General features: G+C 73.7%; 18 protein-coding genes. 9 read left to right on the top strand and 9 right to left on the bottom strand.

Going from position 1 to position 15467, the window contains the following annotated elements; genetic code table 11:
• Positions 1–155: 155 nt before the first annotated feature.
• Positions 156–965: a formate/nitrite transporter family protein gene (locus DQ238_RS10090; protein ID WP_113781161.1), complete on the top strand. Its 810-nt coding sequence runs from the start codon at positions 156–158 to the stop codon at positions 963–965.
• Positions 966–1034: 69 nt separating this feature from the next.
• Here DQ238_RS10090 and DQ238_RS10085 read toward each other — a convergent pair whose 3' ends face one another.
• Positions 1035–2189: a serine hydrolase gene (locus tag DQ238_RS10085; RefSeq protein ID WP_113781160.1), complete on the bottom strand. Its 1155-nt coding sequence runs from the start codon at positions 2187–2189 to the stop codon at positions 1035–1037.
• Positions 2190–2246: 57 nt separating this feature from the next.
• A complete protein-coding gene (locus DQ238_RS10080; RefSeq protein WP_113781159.1) occupies positions 2247–2795 on the bottom strand; it encodes a DUF1990 family protein in 549 nt (182 codons plus the stop codon).
• A 36-nt stretch (positions 2796–2831) separates the two neighbouring features.
• Here DQ238_RS10080 and DQ238_RS10075 point away from each other — a divergent pair, with 36 nt between their 5' ends.
• Together DQ238_RS10075 and DQ238_RS10070 are read left to right on the top strand one after the other, a co-directional pair.
• Positions 2832–3788, top strand: coding sequence for a HipA family kinase (locus DQ238_RS10075; protein ID WP_113781158.1), 957 nt, complete (start codon positions 2832–2834; stop codon positions 3786–3788).
• Positions 3785–4177, top strand: coding sequence for a DUF3037 domain-containing protein (locus DQ238_RS10070; protein ID WP_113781157.1), 393 nt, complete (start codon positions 3785–3787; stop codon positions 4175–4177). The genes DQ238_RS10075 and DQ238_RS10070 overlap by 4 nt, the downstream gene beginning before the upstream one ends.
• Positions 4178–4307: 130 nt before the next feature.
• Here the strand turns inward: DQ238_RS10070 and DQ238_RS10065 are convergent, their stop codons facing one another.
• From DQ238_RS10065 to DQ238_RS10045, 6 genes are all read right to left on the bottom strand, one after another.
• Positions 4308–4610 carry a 4a-hydroxytetrahydrobiopterin dehydratase gene (locus DQ238_RS10065; RefSeq protein ID WP_113781156.1) on the bottom strand — a complete coding sequence of 101 codons (303 nt, stop codon included), beginning with the start codon at positions 4608–4610 and terminating at the stop codon, positions 4308–4310.
• Between the two features lie 74 nt (positions 4611–4684).
• Positions 4685–5410 (bottom strand): phosphoadenylyl-sulfate reductase, encoded by a 726-nt coding sequence (locus tag DQ238_RS10060; protein WP_113781155.1) that lies wholly within the window; start codon positions 5408–5410, stop codon positions 4685–4687.
• Entirely contained in the window at positions 5407–5550 is a 144-nt protein-coding gene (locus tag DQ238_RS23155) for a hypothetical protein (RefSeq protein ID WP_199506249.1), read from the bottom strand. The genes DQ238_RS10060 and DQ238_RS23155 overlap by 4 nt, the downstream gene beginning before the upstream one ends.
• Before the next feature lie 78 nt (positions 5551–5628).
• Positions 5629–7320 carry a nitrite/sulfite reductase gene (locus DQ238_RS10055; protein WP_113781154.1) on the bottom strand — a complete coding sequence of 564 codons (1692 nt, stop codon included), beginning with the start codon at positions 7318–7320 and terminating at the stop codon, positions 5629–5631.
• 297 nt (positions 7321–7617) lie between these two features.
• Positions 7618–8169: an adenylyl-sulfate kinase gene (cysC, locus tag DQ238_RS10050; RefSeq protein WP_113781153.1), complete on the bottom strand. Its 552-nt coding sequence runs from the start codon at positions 8167–8169 to the stop codon at positions 7618–7620.
• Positions 8170–8214: 45 nt separating this feature from the next.
• The gene (locus DQ238_RS10045) at positions 8215–8691 is read right to left on the bottom strand and encodes an Rrf2 family transcriptional regulator (protein ID WP_113781152.1); all 477 of its coding nucleotides are present in this window, start codon (positions 8689–8691) and stop codon (positions 8215–8217) included.
• 36 nt (positions 8692–8727) lie between these two features.
• Between DQ238_RS10045 and DQ238_RS23150 the strand changes: the two genes are divergently transcribed.
• On the top strand, positions 8728–9510 hold the full coding sequence (locus DQ238_RS23150) for a (deoxy)nucleoside triphosphate pyrophosphohydrolase (RefSeq protein ID WP_199506248.1): 783 nt from the start codon (positions 8728–8730) through the stop codon (positions 9508–9510).
• Positions 9507–9920 carry a VOC family protein gene (locus tag DQ238_RS10035; RefSeq protein ID WP_113781151.1) on the top strand — a complete coding sequence of 138 codons (414 nt, stop codon included), beginning with the start codon at positions 9507–9509 and terminating at the stop codon, positions 9918–9920. The genes DQ238_RS23150 and DQ238_RS10035 overlap by 4 nt, the downstream gene beginning before the upstream one ends.
• Positions 9921–10144: 224 nt before the next feature.
• Here the strand turns inward: DQ238_RS10035 and DQ238_RS10030 are convergent, their stop codons facing one another.
• Positions 10145–10315: a CsbD family protein gene (locus tag DQ238_RS10030; RefSeq protein ID WP_113781150.1), complete on the bottom strand. Its 171-nt coding sequence runs from the start codon at positions 10313–10315 to the stop codon at positions 10145–10147.
• A 349-nt stretch (positions 10316–10664) separates the two neighbouring features.
• Between DQ238_RS10030 and DQ238_RS10025 the strand changes: the two genes are divergently transcribed.
• From DQ238_RS10025 to DQ238_RS10010, 4 genes are all read left to right on the top strand, one after another.
• Positions 10665–12284 carry an ABC transporter substrate-binding protein gene (locus DQ238_RS10025; protein WP_199506247.1) on the top strand — a complete coding sequence of 540 codons (1620 nt, stop codon included), beginning with the start codon at positions 10665–10667 and terminating at the stop codon, positions 12282–12284.
• A gap of 140 nt (positions 12285–12424) precedes the next feature.
• Positions 12425–13348 (top strand): ABC transporter permease, encoded by a 924-nt coding sequence (locus DQ238_RS10020; protein WP_113781149.1) that lies wholly within the window; start codon positions 12425–12427, stop codon positions 13346–13348.
• Entirely contained in the window at positions 13341–14312 is a 972-nt protein-coding gene (locus tag DQ238_RS10015; protein ID WP_113781148.1) for an ABC transporter permease, read from the top strand. Before DQ238_RS10020 ends, DQ238_RS10015 begins: the two co-directional genes overlap by 8 nt.
• Positions 14309–15361, top strand: a complete 1053-nt coding sequence (locus DQ238_RS10010) for an ABC transporter ATP-binding protein (protein WP_113781147.1) — start codon at positions 14309–14311, stop codon at positions 15359–15361. The genes DQ238_RS10015 and DQ238_RS10010 overlap by 4 nt, the downstream gene beginning before the upstream one ends.
• Positions 15362–15467 lie beyond the last annotated feature (106 nt).

The raw sequence follows: 15467 nt of genomic DNA, 5'->3' as shown, positions 1-15467 counted from the left end.
CTTGCTCGCGGTCGTTCCGCGCTACCCGAGGCCGTCACCAGGCAACCGGCCTGCTCGCAGCGGCGGACGTCACTCGTGCGTGCTCCGACACCGGGAAGGGTAGGTGCCATCCGGTCCCGGGAGGCGCCCGGAGGTCCCGGCCGGAGGGGGCCACCGTGGCGGAGTCGGCACGCGAGCGGCTGGGGGAGACCGACGCCCCGGTCGAGGACCAGGTCGCCCAGGCCTTCGACCGGATCGTCGACGAGGGGGCCCAGCGGCTGCACCGCTCCTGGCGGGAGGTGCTCACCACCGGTCTGGCCGGCGGACTCGAGGTGGCCACCGGCGTCGTGGCGATGCTCGCCGTCTACGCCGAGACCGGCAGTCACCTCCTGGCGGGGCTGGCGTTCGGCATCGGCTTCGTCGCGTTGCTGCTGGCCAAGAGCGAGCTGTTCACCGAGGGGTTCCTCGTGCCGGTGACCGCGGTGGTCGCGGGCCGGGCGGGCCTCGGGCAGCTGGGCCGGCTGTGGGCGGGCACCCTGATCGCCAACCTGATCGGCGGCTGGCTGGTCATGTGGCTGGTCGTGCACGCCATCCCCGAGCTGGGCGCCACCGCGATCGAGTCCGGCCGGGCCTTCGTCGAGGCGCCGCTGGACCTGCGCTCGGTGTGCCTGGCCCTGCTGGCCGGCGCCTTCATCACGCTCATGACCCGCATGCAGCACGGCGCCGACTCCGAGGCGGGGAAACTGGCCGCGGCGGTGGCCGGGGCGTTCCTGCTCGCCGGGCTGGTGCTGTTCCACTCCGTCCTCGACTCGCTGGTCCTCTTCGGGGCGTTGCACGCCGGGGCCCCGTACGGCTACGGCGACTGGCTGGCCTGGTTCTGGTACACGACGCTGTTCAACGTCGTCGGCGGCCTGCTCGTGGTCACGTCCCTGCGGCTGGTGCGCAGCAAGGAGCTGATCGAGCGGGAGCGGGCCGCGGCGTCCTGAGGACGACGGGCGCGCCGCGGCGGAGGCGACCACCTGCCGCCAACGGCGGCTACCTGGCGCCGAAGGCGACTACCTGGCGCCGAAGGCGACGGCCCGGAAGTCGCCGAAGAGCGCGGGCGGCTGCGGCGAGGACCACATCTGGTTGGTGAGCAGGACCGCCGTGGTACCGGTGACCGGGTCGGTCCACCACGAGCTGCCCAGGCCGCCGTCCCAGCCGTAGGACCCGGCGGAGCGGCCGGCCGGCTCGTCGGTGCGGCGCACGCCGATGCCCAGGCCCCACCCGCCGCCCTCGTCGTCCACCGGCCCGACCTGCTCGGTGGTCATCGCCCGGACCGCCTCCGCGCCGAGCACCCGGTCACCGGAGGGCGCGACGCCGCCGGCGCACAGCATGCCGGCGAACGCGGCCAGGTCGTCGACGGTGGAGACCAGGCCGTCGCCGCCGTCCGGGAACGCCGGCGGGCGGGCCCACTGACCGTCCGCCGGGTCGTAGACGGCGCGGGCGCCGTCGTCGTCGGGCGGGGTCCAGTGCGGCCCCAGCCGGTCCCGGGCGGACTCCGGCACGCCGAAGCCGGTGCTGGTCATGCCCAGCGGCTCGAGCACCCGCTCGGTGAGCACCTCGGGCAACGGGCGGCCGGCGGCACGAGCGACGAGGACGCCGAGCACGCTGGCCCCGGTGTGGTAGAGCCAGCGCTCGCCCGGCTGGTACGCCAGCGGCACCGTGGCCAGCCGGCGCAGCCACTCGTCCGGCCCGGGAGCGGCCTGCGGAGCCGGCGGTCCCAGCGGCAGGCCGGCGGCCTGCACCGCGACGACGGTCGGCGAGGGCCACGGGGCGGTGAAGTCCATGCCCAGACCCAGCCGGAGGGTCAGGACGTCGCGGACGGTGATCGCCCGGCGGGCCGGCACCGTCCCCGCGGCCGGGTCGGCCGGGTCGGTGAGGACGGTGCGGTCGGCGAGCTCGGGGAGGAGGGTGTCCACCGGGTCGTCCAGGCCGAGGCGGCCCTCGTCGACCAGGGCCATCACCGCCGCGGCCACGACCGGCTTGGTCGTCGAGGCGATCCGGAACACGGTGTCCGGCCGCACCGGGTCGTCCCCGCCGGGCGTGTGGGTCCCCGCCGCGCCGCGGGCCACCTCGCCGTCCCGGGCGACCCACCAGGCCGCCCCGGGCACCGCGCCCGCGGCCACGTGCGGTGCCACGACCGCCTCGACGTCCTCCGCCAGCCCCACGAGCCCCTCCTCGGTCGACGACCGTTCCGTCGTTGCGACCGGGCGGCCGCCCCGGACTCATCGGCCGGCGGCCGCCTCGCGGATCGCCGACAGGTAGCGCTGGGTGGCCAGCCGCTGGACCAACCGGCTCACCGGGCCGCCCAGCCGGGCTGCCGGCGAGGCCAGCCGGGAGAACACCCGCAGCGTGAAGGCGACGTCGCCGCTCGGGCCGATCCGCACGAGGAACGCCTCCTCGCCGCGCTCCGGGTGCCCGGGCAGCGTGCCGTAGGCGAAACCGCGCTCGTCCCCGCCGGTGCGGGCCCAGACCACCCGGCAGGGGATGTGGTAGCCCAGCCGCGGCCACCCGGCGGTGAGGACGACGACGGTGCCCGGCTCGGACGCCGGCCCGCTCGCCCGCACCCGCAGCCCGACGCCGCGCTGCGCCCGCCAGTCGAACACCGCGGCCGCCGCCCGCTCGAAGGCCTCCCGGCCGGAGCCGACCACGACCGAGCGCTCGACGCGGTCGTAGCCGGCCGGCAGCACGGCGTCGCGGGTGGCGCCCACCTCGGGGTAGGTGAACGGGACGCCGGCCAGGTCGGCGGGGGAGGTCGCACGGAGCAGGCCCACGCGTGCAGTGTGCCCGCCGGTAGGGTCGCGGCCACTGTGCTGCCCGCCGTCACCGCCACCCGCTACGTCACCCCGCTGCGCGAGGGGGGTTCGCTGCCGGGGCTGATGGAGGCCGACGACCTGGGCACCTACGTGGTCAAGTGGCGGGCCGCCGGGCAGGGCGTGCAGGTGCTCGTCGCCGAGGTGGTCTGCGGCGAGCTGGCGCGGGCGTTGTCGCTGCCGGTGCCGGCGCTGGTGACCGTCGACGTGGCGCCGGAGCTGGCGGTGGGGGAGCCCGACGTCGAGGTGCAGGAGCTGCTGCAGCGCTCGGCGGGGGTCAACCTCGGGCTGGACTACCTGCCCGGCGCGCTGGACTTCGAGGCCGGTGCCGACGGCGTGGACCCCGAGTTGGCCGGCCGGGTGCTGTGGTTCGACGCGCTGGTGGGCAACGTCGACCGCTCCTGGCGCAACCCGAACATGCTGTTCTGGCACGGCCGGCTGCAGCTGATCGACCACGGCGCCGCGCTGACCTTCCACCACCACTGGCCCGGGGCGGCGGCCGCGGTGGCCCGGCCCTACGACGCCTCCCAGCACGCGCTCATCGAGTGCGCGCCCGACGTCCTGGCCGCCGACGCCGCGCTGGCGCCGCGGGTCACGCGGGCGGTGCTGGAGGGCGTGCTGGCCCAGGTGCCCGACGACTGGCTCGCGGAGGCCGCCCACGGGTGGCCCCGGCCAGGGCAGCGCCCCGAGCTCGACCGGCGCCGTCCCGAGCCCCGGCCTGAGCATGCGAAGGCTGGGGAGGACGGGGTCCTTCTCGGGGAGGCCGGGGTCCTCTCGGACGTCCGCGCCCGCTACGCCGACCAGCTGGTGGCCCGGCTGGCCGCGCGGGACTCCTGGCTGCCGCCGCTGGTCGCGACCGCGGCCGCGGGCGGGTCGCGCCGGACGGCGCCGCGGGGGCGCAACCGGCTGTCGTGGCTCGGCCCGCCCCCGCCGGAGGGGGTGGGCCGGCGGTGAGCCGGGACACCTTCGAGTACGCCGTCCTGCGGGTGGTCCCCCGGGTGGAGCGGGGCGAGGCGCTCAACGCCGGCGTCCTCGTCTACTGCCGGCAGCGCGACTACCTCGGTTCCCGGGTGCACCTGGACGTCGACCGGCTGCGGGCCCTGGACCCGACCGCCGACGCCGACGCCGTCCGCCGCGCGCTGCAGGCGGCGGCCGACGTCTGCGCCGCCGATCCCGCCTCGGGCGCCGCCGGCCGGGAGGCGCTGGGCTCGCGGTTCCGCTGGCTGACCGCGCCGCGCAGCACCGTCGTCCAGCCCGGGCCGGTGCACACCGGCCTGACCGACGACCCGGACGCCGAGGCCGACCGGCTGCTGCGGCTGCTCGTCCTGCCGATCACCGACTGAGCCCCGCCCGGCGCCCCTCTCCGGCGATCATGTCTCCTCAACGATCATGAAGTCCGGGAAGCGACACGCCGTCGCTTCCCGGCGTGTCGCTTCCCGGATTTCATGATCGCGTCGAGGAGGGGGTCCTCTGTCAGCCGGGGAAGAGCGCATCGATCCGGCGGGCGAGCTCCAGGTCGAGCTCGGTGACCCCGCCCGCGGAGTGGGTGACCAACGTCAGGTGCAGGGTGCGCCAGCGCAGGTCCACGTCGGGGTGGTGGTCCATCCGCTCGGCGACGAACCCGATCCGCACGATCGCCGCGACGGCGTCGGCGAAGCCGGGCAGCTCGACGCTGCGGCGGATCCCGTCGCCGTCCCCGGACCACAGCGGCAGCTCGGAGAGGGCGGCGGCGAGCTCGTCGGGGGACAGGCGCGGCGGTCGGGGCACGGTGGTCATCCTGCCGCGCTGGAACGGCCTCGTTCCAGGGGCCCGCGGCGCGCGAAGCGTGTCGTGGGGTGGGACGAGGTCCTTCAGAGGTGCAGGCCGCACTCGGTCTTGCCGTGACCGGCCCAGCGCCCGGCGCGCGGGTCCTCGCCCGGGGCCACCGGACGGGTGCACGGCGCGCAGCCGATGGAGGCGTAGCCGATCTCCTGCAGCGGGTTGACCGGGACCTGGTGCTCGGCGACGTAGGCGTCGACGTGTCCTTGAGTCCAGGCGGCCAGCGGGTTGACCTTCACCATGCCGCGCTTGGCGTCCCAGTCGACGACCTTCGTGCCGGCGCGGGTGGGCGCCTCGTCGCGGCGCACGCCCGAGCCCCACGCGGCGTACCCGGCCAGCGCGGTCGCCAGCGGCTGCACCTTGCGCAGCGAGCAGCACAGGTCGGGGTCGCGCCGGTGCAGCTCGGGACCGTACTCGGCGTCCTGCTCGGCGACCGTCTGGGCGGGGCGCACGTCGACCAGCGTGATCGGCAGCACCCCGCTGGTCCAGTCGCGGGTGCCGATCGTCTCGGCGAAGTGGTAGCCGGTGTCGAGGAAGACCACGTGCACACCCGGGACGGCGCGGGACGCCAGGTGGGCCAGCAGCCCGTCGGCCATGGACGACGTGATCGCGAAGTCGTCGCCGAAGGTCTCCCCGGCCCAGCGCAGCACGGCGAGCGCCTGCTCGACCGGGTCGGCGATCCCCTCGAAGCGGGCGTCGGCCGCTGCTGCCAACTCCGGAGTGGCCAGCTCGGGGGTCGGCCGGATCGCGGTCGTCATGGCGTCTGCACTCCTGTCCCGGTGAGCCGGACGGTGAAGGTCCGCAGGCACGCGGCGCAGTGCCACTCGCCTCCGTCCCCGTGCGGGGTCAGCTCCTCGTCCCCGCAGTACGGGCAGCAGAACACGGGCAGCTGACGCACTCTTCCCGAGGACACCGGCCGCTGCCGAGCTCGTCCGGCCCCCTCCTCGGTCACAGCAGCCCCGTCACAGCAGCCCCGTCACAGCAACCATGCCTCCTCTGCGCGGGAGACGTACGCGGCGAACCGCTCACCGGGCTCGCGCCGTTCGAGGTAGCCGCGCAGCACCCGCTCGCAGTAGTCGGCGGTCTCGGCCTTGGTGACCTTGTGGCCGCGGAACTTGCGGCCGAACGCGGCCTCGACGCCCAGGTGCCCGCCCAGGTGCACCTGGAAGCCCTCGACCATCTCGCCGTTGTCGTCGCGGACCATCGACCCCTTGAACCCGATGTCGGCGGTCTGGAAGCGGGCGCAGCTGTTCGGGCAGCCGTTGACGTTGATCGAGACGGGCTCGTCGAAGTCCGGCAGCCGCTTCTCCAGCTCGGCGTAGAGGTCCTGGGCGTGGCCCTTGGTCTCGACGATGGCCAGCTTGCAGAACTCCAGGCCGGTGCAGGCCATGGTGCCGCGGCGGAAGGCGCTCGGGCGGACCAGCAGGTCGTGCTCGGCCAGCGCGGTGACGAGGTCCTCGACCCGCTCGCCGGGCACGTCGAGGACGACCAGCTTCTGCTGGGCGGTGGTGCGGATGCGGCCTGCGCCGTACTGGTCGGCCAGGTCGGCGACCCGGGCCAGCAGGGTGCCGCTGATGCGGCCGGTGCGCAGCGCGAAGCCGACGGCGTGGTTGCCGTCCTTCTGCCGCATCACGCCGACGTGGTCGCGCTGGTCGTGCTCGGGTGCCGCGGGTGCGGGGCCGTCGGGCAGCGCCCGGTGCAGGTACTCGTCCTGCAGCACCTGGCGGAACCGCTCCGGGCCCCAGTCGGCCATGAGGAACTTCATCCGCGCGTGGTTGCGCTGCCGGCGGTAGCCGTAGTCGCGGAAGATCGAGGTCACCGCGGCCCACACCTCGGTCACCTCGTCGGGCCGGACGAAGACGCCGATCCGCTGGGCGAGCTTGGGGTTGGTGGACAGGCCGCCGCCGACCCACAGGTCGTAGCCGACCCCGCCGTCCCCGGTGCGCACGCCGACGAACGAGACGTCGTTGATCTCGTGCCCGGTGCAGTGGTCGGCGCACCCGGACATCGACGTCTTCCACTTGCGCGGCAGGTTGCTGAACTCCGGGCTGCCGACGTACTCGGCCACCGTCTGGTCGATGACCGGCGTGGCGTCGACGACCTCGTCCTCGAGGATTCCGGCCAGCGGGCAGTTGAGCATGACGCGCGGGGTGTCGCCGCAGGCCTCGGTGGTCGACAGCCCGACCGCCTCGAGCCGCCGCCAGATCTCGGGGACGTCCTCGATGCGGATCCAGTGAAGCTGCACGTTCTGCCGGTCGGTGACGTCGGCGACGTCCCGGCCGAACTCGGTGCTGATACCGGCGATCACCCGCAGTTGCGCAGCCGTGAGCTGCCCGCCGTCGATGCGCACGCGCAGCATGAAGTAGGAGTCCTCGAGCTCCTCGGGCTCCAGCACGGCGGTCTTGCCGCCGGGGATGCCCTGGGCGCGCTGGGTGTAGAGACCCATCCAGCGCATCCGGCCGCGCAGGTCACTCGGGTCGATCCCGTCGAAGCCGGTCTTGGAGTAGGTGTCGAGGATCCGCTGGCGCACCGTGAGGCCGTCGGCGTCCTTCTTCATCCGCTCGTTGGGGTTGAGCGGTTCCCGGTAGCCCAGCGCCCACTGGCCCTGGCCGCGCGGTGCGGTGTCGCGACGCGGTGGCCGGCTGCTGGTGCGGGGAGGAGTGGTCACAGCGGGTCTTCCTCACTGCGCCGTCCGTCCGGGCGCCGGGCGCGGGACGGGGAGGCGCTGCCTGTTCGGGAGGCGCAGCGGACGCTGCGCGGGCGACGGGATCAGCGCGCGGAGCGACAGACCGCGCTGCTGACCAGCGCGAGGTCGATGTGACGGCGCGCGACGAGGAGCAGGGCGCGACCGGTCACGCCCTCATGGTCCCACACCGGCGCAGACCGGGGGCAGCGGTCACCCGACCCCTCCAGGGCCTCCCCGAGCGCGACCCCCTGCGGGGACGCCCCGGAGGGGCCCTCTTCTCTAGCCCACGGAGGCCGGCTGCTCGTCCGCCACGGCGCGGATCCGGGCCACCGACTCGGCCAGCGGGGTGACCGAGGTGTCGATGACCAGCTCGGCGCGCGCGGGCGGCTCGTAGGGGTCGTCGATGCCGGTGAACCCGGGGATCTCGCCGGCCCGGGCCCGGGCGTACAGGCCCTTGACGTCGCGGCCCTCGCACACCTCCAGCGGCGTCGACAGGTGCACCAGCAGGAACCGGCCGTGCCGCTCGACCAGCGCCCGGGCCTCCTCGCGGGCGGCCTCGTAGGGAGCGATCGCCGCGACGACGACCGTTCCGCCGTGCTTGACGACCTCGCCGGCCACGAAGCCGATCCGGCGGATGTTGAGGTCGCGGTCCGCGCGGGAGAAGGAGAGCTCGCGGGACAGGTGGGTCCGCACCACGTCGCCGTCCAGCAGGGTCACCGGCCGGCCCTCGGCCTCGAGGTCGGCGACCAGGGCGTCGGCGATCGTGGACTTGCCGGCGCCGGACAACCCGGTCAGGAACACGGTGACGCCGGTGCGCGGTGCGGCTGGCATGCCGCCAGTCTCGCCCAGGCCGTCGGCGCGGTGCCGACCCGGCCCTCAGTCCCGGGCGGCGGGCTCGCCGAAGGAGCGCCAGGCGCTCTCCACGGCGACCAGCTCGGCGGCGTGCGGAGGGAGCTCCCCGGCCACGACGTCGGCCAGCGTGACCTCCTCCAGGACCCGCCGGTAGGCCTCGCGCGCGGCCACCCACACCGAGGCGAGCGGAGCGGCGGCGCCCGCGTACTCGACGTCCTCGGGGCGCTGGCCGTGCACCTCGGCGAGGAAGCCCTGCTCGACCCGCATGACCCGGGCGATGGAGACCTCCGCCGGCGGCAGCGCCAGCCGGTAGCCGCCCTCGCGGCCGCGCTGGCTGGTCACCAGGCGGGCGTGCTGCAGGTCGCCCAGGATCGACTGCAGGAAGCGGGAGGGGATGCCCTGCGCCGCGGCGATGCGGTCACAGGTCAGGGCGCCGGGTGCCGCCGCGGCCAGCTCCACGGCGGCACGGACGGCGTAGTCGACCCGGGCGGTGATGCGCACAGCGGCCAGTCTGCCCTGTCTGGGAGGGTGGACCGTGTGTCCCAGCTGCGTGTCACCACCCTGGTGGAGGCGCCGCTGACCGTGGCGTTCGACGTCGCCCGGGCCCTCGGTCGTCCCTGGCCCGTGCCGCTGGAGGAGGTCGTCTCGGTCCGGCCGGTGCGAGACGTCCACGCGGTCGGGCTCGGGCGCGGCTGGCGCTGGCTCACCCACTCCCGCCGGTTCGTCGCCACCGGCGCCGGCACCCTGGTCGACGAGCAGGTCGACTGGGCGACGTCGCTGCCCGGGGTCCTCGGCCGGCTGCTCGACGTGCTGCTGCGCCGGCGCGTCCGGCGGGTGGTGCGGGCGCACCTGGACGTCTACGCCGCCGCGGCCGCCCGGCGCGCGCTCGACGTCGTCCAGGTCGTCGGCGCGGCGCTCGTGGACGGCGACCGGGTGCTGGTGGCGCGCCGGTCGGACGGGCCCTACGACGGCTGCTGGGAGTTCCCGGGGGGCAAGGTCGAGCCCGGGGAGGACGAGCTCACCGCCCTGGTGCGGGAGATCGGCGAGGAGCTCGGGGTCCTCGTCGTCCCGCAGACCTTCCTGGGGGAGGTCGTGCTCGACGGTGTCGTCGCCGGTGGGCCGCCCGGCGCCTCCACGCTGCGCGTGTGGGCGGCCCGCGTCGTGGCCCACGGGGAGATCACCGCGCACGAGCACAGCGAGCTGCGCTGGCTGAGCGCCGACGAGCTGGACGACCTGGGCTGGATCCCGGCCGACCGCCCGCTCGTCCCCGCCGTCCGTTCCCTCCTCGCCGGCCTCGGCCCGGCATCATCGGGCGGGTGAGCAGCCGCGGCGTCCTCCACCACGTCGAGCTCTGGGTCCGGGACCTGGACGCGGCCGAGGCGTCGCTGGGCTGGTTGCTGGAGGCGCTCGGCCACGAGCGGGAGCGGACCTGGGCCACCGGCCGGTCCTGGCGGCTGGGGGAGACCTACGTCGTGGTGGAGAGCGGTCCGGACGTGCTGGACGGGCCGCACCAGCGGACCCGTGCGGGGCTGAACCACCTGGCCTTCTGGGCCGGCACGGCGCAGCAGCTCGACGACCTGGTCACCGACGCCCTCCGGCACGGCTGGTCGCTCCTGTACGCCGACCGCCACCCGTACGCGGGCGGCCCGCAGCACCGTGCCGCCTACCTGGAGGACGCCGACGGATTCGAGGTCGAGCTGGTGGCGGACACGGCGGACCTGCCGCTCTGAGCGCCGCGGCTCCTGCGGTCCGGAGGCCGCACACGGCGACGGACGCCGCCCCTCGAGGGGACGGCGTCCGTCGCAGGCTCCGTCCCGGGTCCCACCGGCCCCCTACAGATTGAAGGACCCCGTCCTCCTCACCCCTCGCAGGCTCGCGGTGAGCCTCTGGACGGGGCCGAACGGGGGGAGGCAGGGGGTCCTTCTCCGACAGGTGGGAGGACGGGGTCCCTCTGCTACTTGAAGACGTCCTTGACCTTCTCGCCGGCCTGCTTGAGGTTCCCCGACGCCTGGTCGGCCTGCCCCTCGGCCTGCAGGTCGCGGTTGTCCGTCGCGTCGCCGACGGCCTCCTTGCCCTTGCCGGTCAGCTCCTCGGCCTTGTTCTTGATCTTGTCCGTGCCACTCATGACGGACTCCTCTCCTCGGATGTCGCCGGCGTACCCCGTGAACCCCGTCGCCACACCCGGCGGCGCGGAACGGCGGAAGACGTCCGGCAAGGCCGCCGGGGCGCCGCAACTCCTGGAGGGAGGGGTGCGGCTGCCCCGTGCAAGCGACTTCCCATCCCGTGGGATGCTGACCCGAGGTCACAAGTCGATGACGGCCGTGGACGCCCTCCACGCACGCGCCTAGGGTCGCCCGTCGTACCGGCGTGACTGCGGTACCTGTCCGTACGGGACCCGGCCGCCCGGCTGACGGCGGTGGCTGCTGGGAAACTGACCGTTCCCCCCGCACCGCGGGACGAGGGAGGCATAGCACGTGAGGTTGAGCAAGCGCGCTGCTGCGCTCGTCGCGACCGGCCTGTCCGGCGCGATGCTGCTGTCCGCCTGTGGCGGTGGCGACGACAGCGGGTCCGCCGGTGGCGGCGGCGATGGTGGCGGCAGCTTCAGCGTGTACATCGGCGAGCCGAAGAGCCCGCTCGTGCCAGGCAACACCACCGAGAGCGAGGGCGACCAGGTCGTCAACTCGCTGTGGACCGGCCTGGTCAAGTACTCCCCCCAGGGCGAGGTCGAGTACACCGGCGTCGCGGAGTCGATCGAGTCCTCCGACAACACCAACTGGACCGTCACCCTCAAGGACGGCTGGACCTTCCACGACGGGACGCCGGTCGACGCGCAGTCCTTCGTCGACGCGTGGAACTACACCGCCGACCCGAAGAACGCCCAGGACGGCGGCTCCTACCTGTCCCGCATCGCCGGGTTCCAGGAGCTGCAGGGCGGCACCGCGACGGAGCTCTCCGGGCTGAAGGTCGTCGACGACCGCACCTTCACCGTGCAGCTGTCCCAGCCGTTCGCGCTGTTCCCGGCGGTCGTCGGCTACAACTCCTTCTACCCGCTGCCCGACGCCTTCTTCCAGGACCCCCAGGGGTTCGGCACCCGGCCGATCGGCAACGGCCCCTTCAAGGCCGACGAGGACTACGTCCCGGGCGAGGGCATCACCCTGACCCGGTACGACGACTACGCCGGTGACGACAAGGCCCAGGCCGAGGGCGTCGAGTACCGCGTCTACGCCGAGGTGGGCACCGCCTACACCGACGTCCAGGACGGCAACCTCGACATCGTCGACGTCATCCCACCCGACGTCATCGAGTCGGCGAAGGACGAGTTCGGCGACCGGTTCATCGAGACCCAGTCCTCGCAGATCACCTATCTCGGCTTCCCGCTGTACGACCAGCGGTTCGCCGACAAGCGGGTCCGCCAGGCCCTCTCCATGGCCGTCGACCGGCAGGCCATCTCCGACGCGATCTTCAGCGGCACCCGGACCCCGGCCGACTCCTACATCGCGCCGGTCGTCGACGGCTACCGCTCCGGGTCGTGCACCTACTGCACGTTCGACGTCGACCGGGCCAACCAGCTGCTCGACGAGGCCGGCTTCGACCGCAGCCAGCCGATCGCGCTGTGGTTCAACGCCGGTGCCGGCCACGACGCCTGGATGGAGGCCGTGGGCAACCAGCTGCGGCAGAACCTCGGCGTGGACTTCCAGCTGCAGGGCAACCTGGACTTCTCGGAGTACCTGCCGCTGGGTGAGCAGAAGGGCTACACCGGCCCGTTCCGCTACGGCTGGAGCTTCGACTACCCGGCCGCGGAGAGCTACCTGACCCCGCTGTACACGCCGCAGTCGTTCCCGCCGCTGGGCTCGAACTACAGCTTCTACGACAACCCGCAGGTCAACGGCCTGATCACCCAGGGAGACCAGGCGAGCGACCAGCAGGCGGCCATCGCGGACTACCAGCAGGCCGAGGACCTCGTCGCCGAGGACGTGCCGTACGCCCCGCTGTTCTTCACCAAGATCCAGTCGGTGCGCTCCGACCACGTCGACAACGTCCGGCTGGACCTGTTCCAGCGGATCGTGGTCTCCGAGGTCACCGTCAACGACTGATCCGCCCAGGACCGCACCGCCCGCCGGGGGCGCCCGTTCGAGCAGGACGGTCGCCCCCGGCGGCGCGCGTGCCGCGTGAGGGGCACGATGTACCCGCGCCGCCGGCGGATCTGCGGTGGCCCGACGACTCGAGGGGGGACATGGGCCGCTACGTCGCGCGCCGCCTGCTGCTCACCATCCCGGTACTGCTCGGCGCGTCCTTCCTCATCTTCGCGATGGTGTACGCCCTCCCGGGCGACCCGATCCGCGCCCTGGGCGGCGACCGGCCGCTCTCCCCGGCGGTCGTCGCCGAGCTGCGTGAGCGGTTCCACCTCGACGAGCCGCTGTGGGCCCAGTACTGGGAGTACCTCAAGGGCCTGTTCCAGGGCGACCTGGGCACCGACTTCCGCGGCCGCCCGGTTCTGGACACCATCGAGCGGACGCTGCCGGTCACGATCAGGCTCACGATCGTCGCCGTGGTCTTCGAGGCCGTCATCGGGCTGATCGCCGGCGTCCTCGCCGGGATCCGGCGCAACAGCTTCTTCGACAACCTGGTGCTGGTCTCGACGACGCTGATCGTCTCGATCCCGATCCTGGTGCTGGCCTTCGTCGCCCAGCTGCTCTTCGGGCTCAAGCTCGGCTGGTTCCCCATCGCCGGCACCCGCGAGGGCTGGTACAGCTACCTCCTGCCCGGGCTGGTGCTCGCCTCCGGCTCGCTGGCCTACGTCGCCCGGCTGACCCGCACCAGCGTCGCGGAGAACCTGCGGGCGGACTACGTGCGGACGGCGCGGGCCAAGGGGCTGTCCAACCGCACGGTGATCGTGCGGCACACGCTGCGCAACAGCCTCATCCCGGTGGTGACCTTCATCGGCGCCGACATCGGCACGCTGCTGGGCGGGGCCATCGTCACCGAGTCGGTGTTCAACCTCCCCGGTATCGGCCGGGAGGTCTTCGACTCCGTCCGGGCCCAGGAGGGTGCGGTCGTCGTCGGGATCGTGACGCTGATGGTCTTCTTCTTCATCTTCTTCAACCTGGTGGTCGACGTGCTCTACGCCGTCCTCGACCCGAGGATCCGCTATGACTGATCAGCAGCAGATGGACCTGCGCCGCGACGAGGTCGAGGCCGGCACGACCACCGGGCTGGCGGCCCCGTCGGTCGACGTCACCGAGGCGCGGCAGAACAGCCTGTGGAGCGACGCCTGGGGCGAGCTCAAGCGCAACCCGCTGTTCTGGATCGGAGCCGTGCTCTGCCTGCTCTTCGTCCTCATGGCGATCGTCCCGCAGCTGTTCGCCGGCGGCGCCGACCCGCGCGCCTGCGACCTGGCCGACTCCAAGGCGCTGCCCTCGGCCCAGCACTGGTTCGGCTTCGACCAGCAGGGGTGCGACTACCTGGCCAACGTGGTCTACGGCGCCCGCAACTCGCTGATCATCGGCGTGGCCGCGGTCCTGGTGGTGCTGGTGCTCGGGATCATCGTCGGCGCCATCGCCGGGTACTTCGGCGGGGTCACCGACGGCGTGCTGTCCCGGCTCACCGACATCTTCTACGCCCTGCCGCTCATCCTCGGCGCGTTGGTGCTGCTGCGCGTCGGCCCGTCGACGAACCTGCCGATCATCAGCGACCGCGGCCCCGGTGCGGTCGCCCTCGCCCTGGCGCTGTTCGGCTGGATGACGGCGATGCGGCTGGTGCGCTCCCAGGTCATCGCGGTGAAGAGCTCGGACTACGTGGCCGCGGCCCGGGCCATGGGGGCCTCCAATGGCCGAATCCTGGTCCGGCACATCCTGCCCAACGCCGTGGCGCCGGTGCTGGTCTACACGACCATCACCATCGGCGTGCTCATCGCCGCCGAGGCGACCCTGACCTACCTCGGCGTCGGCCTGCAACGGCCGGCCATCTCCTGGGGCCTGCAGATCGAGGCCGGTCAGGAGTCCATCCGCACCGCGCCGCACCTGGTGCTGTTCCCGAGTCTGGTCCTGACCCTGACCGTGATGGCGTTCATCCTGATGGGCGACGCGCTGCGCGACGCCCTCGACCCGAGGCAGCGCGCATGACCCGACCCGACCTCTCCCCGTCCGCCCCGGCCAGGCCCGCGGCGGGCAACCCGCTGCTCGAGGTCGACGACCTGCACGTCGAGTTCCGCACCCGCTCCGGCGTGGTGCACGCGGTCAACGGCGTGAGCTACTCCCTCTCCGAGGGGGAGACCCTCGCCATCCTCGGCGAGTCCGGCTCGGGCAAGTCGGTCTCCGCCCAGGCGATCATGGGCATCCTCGACACCCCGCCCGCGGTCATCGCCGGCGGCGGCATCTGGTTCGAGGGCCGCGACCTGCTCCAGCAGACGCCGGACGAGCAGCGCCGGGTGCGCGGGCCGGGCATCTCGATGATCTTCCAGGACGCGCTGTCGTCGCTGAACCCGGTGTACAGCGTCGGTTACCAGATCGGCGAGATGTTCCGCGCCCACCGCGGCACGTCCAAGAAGGAGGCCCGGCAGCGGGCCGTCGAGCTGATGGACCGGGTGCGCATCCCCGCCGCGGCGTCACGGGTCGACGACTACCCGCACCAGTTCTCCGGCGGCATGCGGCAGCGGGTCATGATCGCCATGGCGATCGCCCTCGACCCCAAGGTGCTCATCGCCGACGAGCCGACCACCGCCCTCGACGTCACGGTGCAGGCCCAGGTCATGGACCTGCTCAAGGACCTGCAGCGCGACACCGGGATGGGCCTGGTCCTCATCACCCACGACCTGGGCGTGGTCAACGAGGTCGCCGACAACGTGGCGGTCATGTACGCCGGCGAGATCGTCGAGCGGGGCACCGTGGACGACGTCTTCACCGACCCGGCGCACCCCTACACCGACGGCCTGATGAGCTCGGTGCCGCAGGTGGAGGCCAAGGGCGGCCGGCTGCAGCCGATCGCCGGCCAGCCGCCGAACCTGGCCGCCATCCCGAGCGGCTGCCCGTTCCACCCGCGGTGCCCGCGCCGCCGGCTCGGCGCCGCCGCGGCACCCGGGCGGGAGTGCGCCACCGACGTCCCGCCGCTGCGCCTGGTCGTCCCCGGCCGCGAGGCGGCCTGCCACTACAGCGAGGAGGTCCTCGGTGTCTGACCACAGCGTCCCCGCGAGGGGCGTCGCGGCGGGGGACGAGCGAGCAGCGCACCGGGGCGCGGCCGGGAGCACCTCCCGCTCGCGGGGGACGGACCGGACGACGCCG

Origin of the sequence: Geodermatophilus sp. TF02-6 (assembly GCF_003319115.1) — a bacterium.
Taxonomy (GTDB): domain Bacteria; phylum Actinomycetota; class Actinomycetes; order Mycobacteriales; family Geodermatophilaceae; genus Geodermatophilus.
Note: the sequence above shows the minus strand (reverse complement) of the source record. Positions and strands in the feature narration are given on the sequence as shown.